We start from the raw sequence: 8,602 nt of genomic DNA on the forward strand, positions 1-8,602 counted from the left end.
AGGTTTAGCGCGTATTAACGCCATCCTGCTATCCGCGATCGTGCATGACTGACTCCGTCTCCTCGTCCGGCATCGATCCGCTGTCCGCGCGCCTGCGCGAACTCGCGGATTATCTGTCGGCGCCCGCCGCCGGGCGGCTGACCGAGGAGCAGCGCGCCTTGTCGCTGGGGATCGCGCGGCGTCTGGTCGCCGATGTCGCGGCGTGGCTGGACCCGGCGATCGACACCGATGGATTGTGGCATGAATGGCTGCGCAAGGGGGTGCCGGGCGCCGAGCGGCTGGCGCCAATCTGCTTCGCGCGCGCCGAGGAGCATCGCTGGCGCGAACAATCGGCGCAGCGCACGCCGCCGCCGCCGATCCTGGCCGATACCGGTGAGGCGAGCAGTGAGGCGGCCGTGGGCGCGCCGTTGTCCGACGTCAACCGTGCCTATCTGGCGTTGCAGATCGCCGATCGCCGTCGTTTCGACGCGCTGGGCCATCCGGCGCTGGCGATTGCCGATCTTGACGGCGAGGTGTTTCGCGGGTTGCTGCGCGACGTCGCGGCCTGGCGCTTGGCCGAGGTCAGCCAGTATCAGGCCCGCGCCGCCCAATTGGGTGACGCGGTGCGGGTTGCCACCGAGCGTCACACCGCCGAGCGCGGCATGGCCGATGCAGGCGCGGCTTATTACAAGATTTTGGGTGCGGGTTTGCCCGATGCTGCTGGACAGGCGATCGCGCGGCACGACTGGCCAACGCTGATCGCGCTCGCCGCCGCGGCGCTCGGCCGCAGCTATAGCGATATGGCGCTGGCGCTGCTGACCGCCGAGATGGCGGCGCTGCCGTCGGTGCTTGCGCCGCTCCACCTCGATCGCACCGCGCTCGCGCCGCTCGAAGCGTCGCTGGCGATGCTGCCGTCGCGCGCGGTGACCGATGACGGCGCGCGCGATTTTGGCGACATGCTGGCGCCGGAGCACGGTGAGCGATGAGCGAGCGGATCGTCCGCGGCCGGATCGACCGGTCGGGCGCGCTGGTCAGCGCCGATGCGCCGTTGCTGCGGCTGCAACAGCGCGCGGGGGCGGGGCTGGGAAAACCGTTGGCGCTGCCGCACCTGGCGCGGCTGGTGGCGCTGGCGCAGCGCCTGCACCGTGACATCAGCCGACCTTTGCACGCCGCCGACGATCATAGCGATATTCACGCGCTGGTGCGGATCATCCCCGACGCCGATGGCGCCAGCCTGGAAATCAGCGACTGGCGTACGCGGCCAGTGGTGCAGCCGCAGATCCCGGCGATCGGCGACAATGTCGTCGTACCGCACGGCTGGACTTGGGAGTGCGACCAGCAATTGCGGGTGGTGGCGCTCCGCGCCGCACCCGATGCACCGCCGGTTCCCACGGATTGGGAAGGGCGCTCGCTGTCGGAATTGTTCGAGCTGCAACCCGACGGCGATGGCCGCTTTCCGGTGCTGCGCGCGCTAGCGCGGCAATCGCGCTTCGACGGCCAGCATGTGCAGGCCGACGCGCCGGCCGGAAGGCTGGCGATGACGCTGTCGGGTGAAGCGCTGTTCGACGCGGTCGGTGGATTTACCGGGTTTCGCGGAGGGGCCGTCGTCGCCGAGGACGCTGCCGATCCGGTGCCCGCCGCGATGGCGGTCGATCCGGCGTTCGGGTCGCTGCCGCTTTCCGATCCGCAATTCGGTCGGCGCATCGACGGGGCGCTGCGCGGTCCGCTCAGCCGCATCATTGCGACCGCCGAGACGATCTCGGGCCAGTTCGACGGCCCGATCCGCGCCGATTATGCGCGCTATGCGGGCGATATCGCCCACGCGGGACGGCATCTGCTGGGGCTGGTCGATGATCTGGCCGATCTGCAGAATATCGAGCGGCCGGGGTTCAAGGCGGCGGCCGACGAAATCGACCTCGGCGATCTGGCGCGCCGCGCCGTCGGGCTGCTGGGCATGAAGGCTGAGGAAAAGGGCATCCGCATCGACGCCCCGCGCACCGACGACAAGGCGCCGGCAACCGGCGAATTCCGCCGGGTGTTGCAGGTGCTGCTCAACCTGCTCGGCAATGCTATTCGCTATTCGCCCGACAATTCGCTGATCTGGATCCGCGTCAACCGCGACGGCGACCGCGCGACGGTGACCGTCGCCGATCAGGGGCAGGGGATCGATGCCGAACAACAGGCGGTCGTTTTCGAGAAATTCGAGCGGTTGGGGCGTACCGACAGCGGCGGGTCGGGGTTGGGGCTGTACATCGCCCGGCGTTTGGCGCGCGCGATGGACGGCGATCTGACGGTCGATAGCGCGCCGGGGCAGGGGGCACGGTTTACGCTGAGCCTGCCGGCGCGGGATGTGACGTAAAAATTCGCTCTTGCGTCAAGCGCTTGCAGCTATTCCAGATCGTCAGTTGTCAGATTGTATCCGCACTTGATGCTCAATTCTTTTGGGTCATCGCGCATGTAGGTGATCGAACCCATCGCCTTCGGGGCGAGCCCGTCGCGACCACACACCGGCACACCCTCTTTGCACGCCCGGGTCCATCCAGCGGCGTTGAGCGTGGTTTCGTTGCTGGCATTGCGCGGAAAATAGGCCGCGATTGTTGCCGAAAACCGCTTATCCCCCGGCTTTGTCGTAGGGCCTAAAATCGACAAAATAAGTTTGGAGGGGACGGCCCCCAGCACTTTGATGCTACCCGGCACAAATTCCACGGAAGAAAGCTCGCCCATGAACGATGTGGCAGGTGATCCTGCCTTTTGCCGCAAAACCGTCAGCGATGCCATCGATTGCATCGCTACCTTATACGGCAGCTTGCATTCAAACGCCTCGGCCGCGGTCTGCGCGGCGACCGGAACCGTCACGCTCGTCGCCGCCGCTAGCGCCGCTGCTGCGAAAAGCCGCCGGTTCAACGCTGGCCCACCGGCACATAATCGCGCGGCGCCGGACCCGTATAAAGTTGGCGCGGGCGGCCGATTTTCTGCGCGGGGTCGGAGATCATTTCGTTCCACTGCGCGACCCAGCCGACGGTGCGGGCGAGCGCGAAGAGCGCGGTGAACATCGTCGTCGGGAAACCGATCGCCGACAAGATGACGCCCGAATAGAAATCGACGTTCGGGAACAGCTTTTTCTCGACGAAATAGGGGTCGCTGAGCGCCATTTCTTCGAGCTGCAGCGCAACTTCGAACACCGGGTCGTTGACCTTGAGTGCCTCGAACACCTCGCGCACGGTTTTCTGCATGACCGTCGCGCGCGGGTCATAGTTCTTATAGACGCGGTGGCCAAAGCCCATAAGGCGGAACGGGTCGTCCTTGTCCTTGGCGCGCGCGATATATTCCGGGATGCGTTCGGGGCGGCCGATTTCGCGCAGCATGTTGAGCGCGGCCTCGTTGGCGCCGCCATGCGCTGGACCCCACAGGCAGGCGATGCCCGCCGCGATGCACGCAAAGGGATTGGCGCCCGACGAACCGGCGAGGCGGACGGTCGAGGTTGACGCATTCTGCTCGTGATCGGCGTGGAGGATGAAGATGCGGTCGAGGGCGCGTTCGACGACCGGATTGACCTCATATTCCTCGGCCGGAACGCCAAAGGTCATGCGCAGGAAATTGCCGGTGTAGCTCAGCGAATTGTCGGGATAGACGAAGGGCTGGCCGACCGAATATTTATACGCCATCGCCGCAATTGTCGGCATTTTGGCGATCAGGCGGTGGCTGGCGACCATCCGCTGGTGCGGATCGTGGATCTCGGTCGAATCATGATAGAAAGCGCTGAGCGCGCCGACGACGCCGCACATGATCGCCATCGGATGCGCGTCGCGGCGGAAGCCACGGTAAAAGGTCGCAAGCTGTTCGTGCAGCATCGTGTGGCGGGTGATCGTGTTGTCGAAATCGGCCAGTTCCTGCGCGTTCGGCAGTTCGCCGTTGAGCAGCAGATAGCAGGTTTCCATGAAGCTGGAATGTTCGGCGAGGTCGCCAATCGCATAGCCGCGGTGGAGCAGCACGCCTTCGTCGCCATCGATATAGGTGATCTGCGATTCGCAGCTCGCGGTCGAGGTGAAGCCGGGGTCGTAGGTGAAGGCGCCGGTCTGGGCATAGAATTTGCGGATGTCGACGACGTCGGGACCGATGGTACCCGACAAGACGGGGCTTTCGACAGTCTTGTCGCCCAGGGTGATTTTTGCGGGTTGATCGGTCATATGTTTTTCCCTGTTATGACGGCGAGGAGAGAGCGTGGCTAAGCCCCTGCCGGATAATGTTGCGCTGCGTCAAGTCGGGCCAGACTGACATCACGCCCAAGCAACAACAGCACGTCGAAAATCCCTGGGGAAACGGTTCGGCCGGTTAGCGCCGCGCGTAATGGCCCAGCCAATTTGCCGAGCCCCAGTTCAGCGGCTTCGGCCTCGGCCCGCACGGCGGCGTCCAGCTCTTCTATCGTCCATTGGTCCAGCCCGCGCAGCCGCTGCGTCACGGCAGCCAGCAAGCCTTCCGGGGCGCCCTTTAGCACCTCGGCAGCCTTTTCGTCCACTGGCAACGGATCGGCCTGGAACAGGAACATGGCGCCGTCGGCGATTTCGTCGAGCGTCTTGGCGCGCGGTTTGAGCGATTCCATCGCGCGGGTCAGCGTGTCGCGTTCGGTTTCGGTGAGCGCGCGGCCGACGAGCGTTTCGACGCGCGGCGCGACCAGTGCGGCCAGACGGGCATCGTCGGCCTCGCGCAGATAATGGCCGTTGAGATTCTCCAGTTTTTTGAAGTCGAAACGCGAGGGCGAGCGCCCGACATGGGCAAGATCGAACCATTCGGTTGCCTGCGGGCGGCTGATGATTTCATCGTCGCCATGCCCCCAGCCGAGGCGGAGCAGGTAATTGTTCACCGCTTCGGGAAGGTACCCCATTTCGTCGCGGTAAGCATCGACGCCGAGCGCGCCGTGGCGCTTCGACAGCTTCGCGCCGTCGGCACCATGGATCAGCGGCACATGGGCATAGACGGGCTCGCGCCAGTTCATCGAGCGGATCAGCGCCAACTGGCGGAAGGCGTTGTTGAGATGGTCGTCGCCGCGGATGACGTGGGTAACGCCCATGTCATTGTCGTCGACGACGACGCTGAGCATATAGGTTGGGGTGCCGTCGCTGCGCAGCAGGACAAAATCGTCGAGTTCGGCGTTCTGGACCGTGACTTCGCCTTGCACCTTGTCGGCGATCTTCGCGGCGCCGTCTTGCGGCGCGCGCAGGCGGACGACGTGCGGGACGGCGGGGTCGCCGTCGGTGCGGTCGCGCCAAGGGCTGCGGACACGGAAGGGCAGGCGCTTTTCCTGCGCTTCGGCGCGCATCGCCGCGAGTTCGTCCTGGGTCAGGTAACAGCGATAGGCTTCACCCTTGGCCAGCAGCTCGGCGGCGACCGCGGCGTGGCGGTCGGCGCGGGCGAACTGGAACACCGTCTCGCCATCCCAGTCGAGATCGAGCCACTGCATCCCGTCGATGATCGCGTCGATCGCCGCGTCGGTCGATCGCGCGCGGTCGGTATCCTCGATCCGCAGCAGGAATTTGCCGCCGTGGTGACGGGCGAACAGCCAGTTGAACAACGCGGTGCGCGCCCCGCCGATGTGCAGGAAACCGGTCGGTGAAGGGGCAAAACGGGTTACGACATCAGCGCCGGTTGCTTCCGGGGTTTTCGCGGTCATATCGGTTTCAATATCGGTTGCCACCAAGGCCTCTTTCACACAATTTGCCGCACATCGCGGCGGCGATCGGGGAGCCCCTAGCATGGCGACAAGGCAGCTTCAAACGCCCATTGCCGCGCGGTGGGGACGTCGCTGGCGGGCGCTTGGCGATGGGATCGAGGCGCGGCTGGAGGAAGAGCGCGAGCGGATTGCGCTGTGGCTTCCGGTGGCGTTGGGCGCGGGGATTGCGCTGTGGCTGGCGCTGCCGACCGCGATGCACTGGATCGGGGCGCTGCTGGCACTGAGTGCGGCGGCGTTGGCGGGGCTGCTGGTGGGATGGCAGCGGCGGTTTGGGCGCTCGATCGTCATCGGTTGCGGCGTCGTCGCAACGGGGATGCTGCTCATCTGGGGCCGCGCGCTATGGGTCGAGGCACCGGTCCTGGCGGCGCCGGTGACCACAAGCTTCTCGGCCGAGGTCGAGCGGGTTGATGCGCAGCCCGCGCGGGGGCAGGTGCGCTTGATCGTCCGGCCGCACGCGCGTGCCGACCTGCCGCCGCGGTTGCGCGTGACGGCGAGCGAGGATCAGGCTGCGGGCGTGCTGCCGGGCGAAAGGATCGGCCTGCGCGCGCGGTTGATGCCGCCACCGACCGCCAGCCTGCCCGGTGGATATGATTTTGCGCAGCGTGCGTGGTTCGACCGGCTGGGCGCGGTGGGGACGGTAATCGGCGATATCAGCCGGGCGCCGGGAGCGGGGCAAGGGCAGCCGCCGTTGCGCGGGCGCCTGACGCGGCATATCCATGGCCAGATCGAAGGATCGGCGGGCGGGATCGCGGCGGCGCTGGTCACCGGCGATCGCGGCGCGATCAGCGAAGTCGACGATGAGGCGATGCGCCGCAGCGGACTGGCGCATTTGCTGTCAATCAGCGGGCTGCATGTCACCGCGGTGGTGGGATTCACGATGCTCATCGCCATGCGGCTGTTGGCGCTCAGTCGGCGGCTGGCGCTGCGTGGATGGGTATTGCCGCTCGCGGCCGCCGCCGCGGCGTTGGTGGGCGGTGGCTACACGCTGCTTGCGGGTGCCGAGGTGCCGACTTTGCGGTCGTTCATCGCCTCGTTGTTGGTGCTGATCGCGTTTCTGATGGGGCGCGAGGCGCTGACGTTGCGGCTGGTTGCGGCGGGGGCTTTGCTGGTGATGCTGTGGCGGCCCGAGGCGCTGGCGGGGCCAAGCTTTCAGCTCAGCTTTGCCGCCGTCACCGCAATTGTCGCGCTGCACGAAAGCCGCTGGATGCGGAGCTTTGTCGCGCGGCGCGAGGAACCATGGGTGTTCCGCTTGGGCCGCGGCATCGGGGGGCTGATCCTGACCGGGCTGGTCGTCGAAGCGGCGCTCGCACCGATCGCGCTGTTCCATTTCCATAAGGCCGGCCTGTATGGCGCGCTCGCCAATGTGATCGCGATCCCGCTGACAACCTTTGTCATCATGCCCGCCGAAGCCTTTGCGCTGCTGTTCGACAGCATCGGCCTCGGCGCGCCGTTCTGGTGGGTCGCCGAAGCGGCGATCAACGCCCTCATTGGTTTGGCGCATTGGGTTGCGGCGGCACCCGGCGCGGTCGCAACATTGCCTGTGTTTCCGCCGTGGGGCTTTGCGATCGCAGTGTTCGGCGGGCTGTGGTTCCTGCTCTGGCAAACGCGGTGGCGCCGTGCGGGTCTGGTCCCGCTCGCCATCGGCATGGTGACGCTGCTGGTTCAGCCGAGGCCGGACATATTGGTGACCGGCGACGGCAAGCATATCGCCGCAGCGCTGCCCGATGGCGGCTACGCGCTGCTGCGCGACCGGGCGGGCGAGTATGTCCGCGATACAATGTCCGAAGCGGCGGGGATCGATACGCCGCTGGCGGCGCTCGCCGAGCTTGAGCATGTCGAATGCAACCGCGATTTCTGTCGCTGGAGCCAAGGCGAGGGGGTTGATCGGCGCATCATCCTGGCGTCGCGCGGGCGCGACCGGATCGAGGGGAGCGATATGGCGGCGGCCTGCGCGGCTGCCGATGTCGTCATCAGTGACCGCTGGCTACCGCGCGAGTGCGTCGGGCGCTGGCTGACGATCGATCGCGACAGCCTGCTCGAAACCGGCGGGCTGGCGCTCTATCTGGGTGAGCAGCCCGAGGCCGTCACTACGCTGCGCGCGGGGGACGCGCATCCGTGGCGGCGCCCGCCGCAGCTTAGTGGTAACGACGAAGCAGTCCCGACAGGCGCCCTTGCACGATGACGCGGTCGGCGGGGTAGCGCTGCGGCTCATAGGCACTGTTCGCCGGATCGAGGCGAATCATCGGGCCTTCGCGGCGGAAATATTTGAGCGTCGCGTCCTGCCCGTCGACCAGCGCGACGACGATGTCGCCCTCGCGCGCGGTACTGGCCTTCTGGATCAGTGCATAATCGCCGTCGAAGATTCCCGCCTCGACCATCGAGTCGCCTGACACTTCGAGCGCATAATGTTCGCCCGATCCGAGCAGCGCGGCGGGGACGGATAGATGGTTATGATCTTCGAACGCCTCGATCGGGACGCCCGCGGCGATCTTGCCGTGCAGCGGCACTTCGACAATGTCGTTGGCGGCGATCGGGCGCATCGCGGGGGCGGGCTTGCGGAGCGGGACGACATTGTCGCTACGCTCACGCACGGGCGATTTGGTGCCTTCGGGCAGCTTCACCACTTCGAGGGCGCGGGCGCGGTTGGGGAGGCGGCGGAGGAAGCCGCGTTCTTCCAAGGCACTGATAAGGCGATGAATTCCGGACTTGGACTTGAGCCCCAGCGCTTCCTTCATCTCTTCAAACGAGGGCGAGATGCCGCTCGCGTCGAGCTTTTGCTGAATGAAGTGAAGCAGTTCATGCTGCTTGGCGGTCAACATTGTCATTCTCCGTCAGGACCAGAACCGGACATAATGAGAACGATAGTGGAACAGAGCGGGACTTGTCAAGCGATGA

The 8,602-nt window shown here is 66.1% G+C and carries 7 protein-coding genes; 3 read left to right on the forward strand and 4 right to left on the reverse strand.

Annotated features, from left to right (window positions below; genetic code table 11):
* Positions 1-44: 44 nt before the first annotated feature.
* Together VGN68_RS01745 and VGN68_RS01750 are read left to right on the forward strand one after the other, a co-directional pair.
* On the forward strand, positions 45-965 hold the full coding sequence (locus VGN68_RS01745; protein ID WP_327473301.1) for a hypothetical protein: 921 nt from the start codon (positions 45-47) through the stop codon (positions 963-965).
* A complete protein-coding gene (locus VGN68_RS01750; protein WP_327473303.1) occupies positions 962-2,338 on the forward strand; it encodes a HAMP domain-containing sensor histidine kinase in 1,377 nt (458 codons plus the stop codon). Before VGN68_RS01745 ends, VGN68_RS01750 begins: the two co-directional genes overlap by 4 nt.
* Positions 2,339-2,367: 29 nt before the next feature.
* Here VGN68_RS01750 and VGN68_RS01755 read toward each other — a convergent pair whose 3' ends face one another.
* The 3 genes from VGN68_RS01755 to gltX are packed head-to-tail and all read right to left on the reverse strand — an operon-like array spanning position 2,368 to position 5,647.
* A complete protein-coding gene (locus VGN68_RS01755) occupies positions 2,368-2,883 on the reverse strand; it encodes a hypothetical protein (protein ID WP_327473305.1) in 516 nt (171 codons plus the stop codon).
* On the reverse strand, positions 2,880-4,166 hold the full coding sequence (locus tag VGN68_RS01760; RefSeq protein WP_327473307.1) for a citrate synthase: 1,287 nt from the start codon (positions 4,164-4,166) through the stop codon (positions 2,880-2,882). The genes VGN68_RS01755 and VGN68_RS01760 overlap by 4 nt, the downstream gene beginning before the upstream one ends.
* A gap of 38 nt (positions 4,167-4,204) precedes the next feature.
* Positions 4,205-5,647 (reverse strand): glutamate--tRNA ligase, encoded by a 1,443-nt coding sequence (gltX, locus tag VGN68_RS01765; RefSeq protein ID WP_327473320.1) that lies wholly within the window; start codon positions 5,645-5,647, stop codon positions 4,205-4,207.
* A gap of 82 nt (positions 5,648-5,729) precedes the next feature.
* Here gltX and VGN68_RS01770 point away from each other — a divergent pair, with 82 nt between their 5' ends.
* Entirely contained in the window at positions 5,730-7,889 is a 2,160-nt protein-coding gene (locus VGN68_RS01770) for a ComEC/Rec2 family competence protein (RefSeq protein WP_327473309.1), read from the forward strand.
* Here the strand turns inward: VGN68_RS01770 and lexA are convergent.
* The gene (gene lexA / locus VGN68_RS01775) at positions 7,843-8,526 is read right to left on the reverse strand and encodes a transcriptional repressor LexA (RefSeq protein WP_327473311.1); all 684 of its coding nucleotides are present in this window, start codon (positions 8,524-8,526) and stop codon (positions 7,843-7,845) included. The two genes, VGN68_RS01770 and lexA, sit on opposite strands and share 47 nt — an antisense overlap.
* Between the last annotated feature and the right edge of the window lie 76 nt (positions 8,527-8,602).

The sequence above is a fragment of the Sphingopyxis sp. genome (assembly GCF_035998965.1).
Classification (GTDB): Bacteria; Pseudomonadota; Alphaproteobacteria; order Sphingomonadales; family Sphingomonadaceae; genus Sphingopyxis.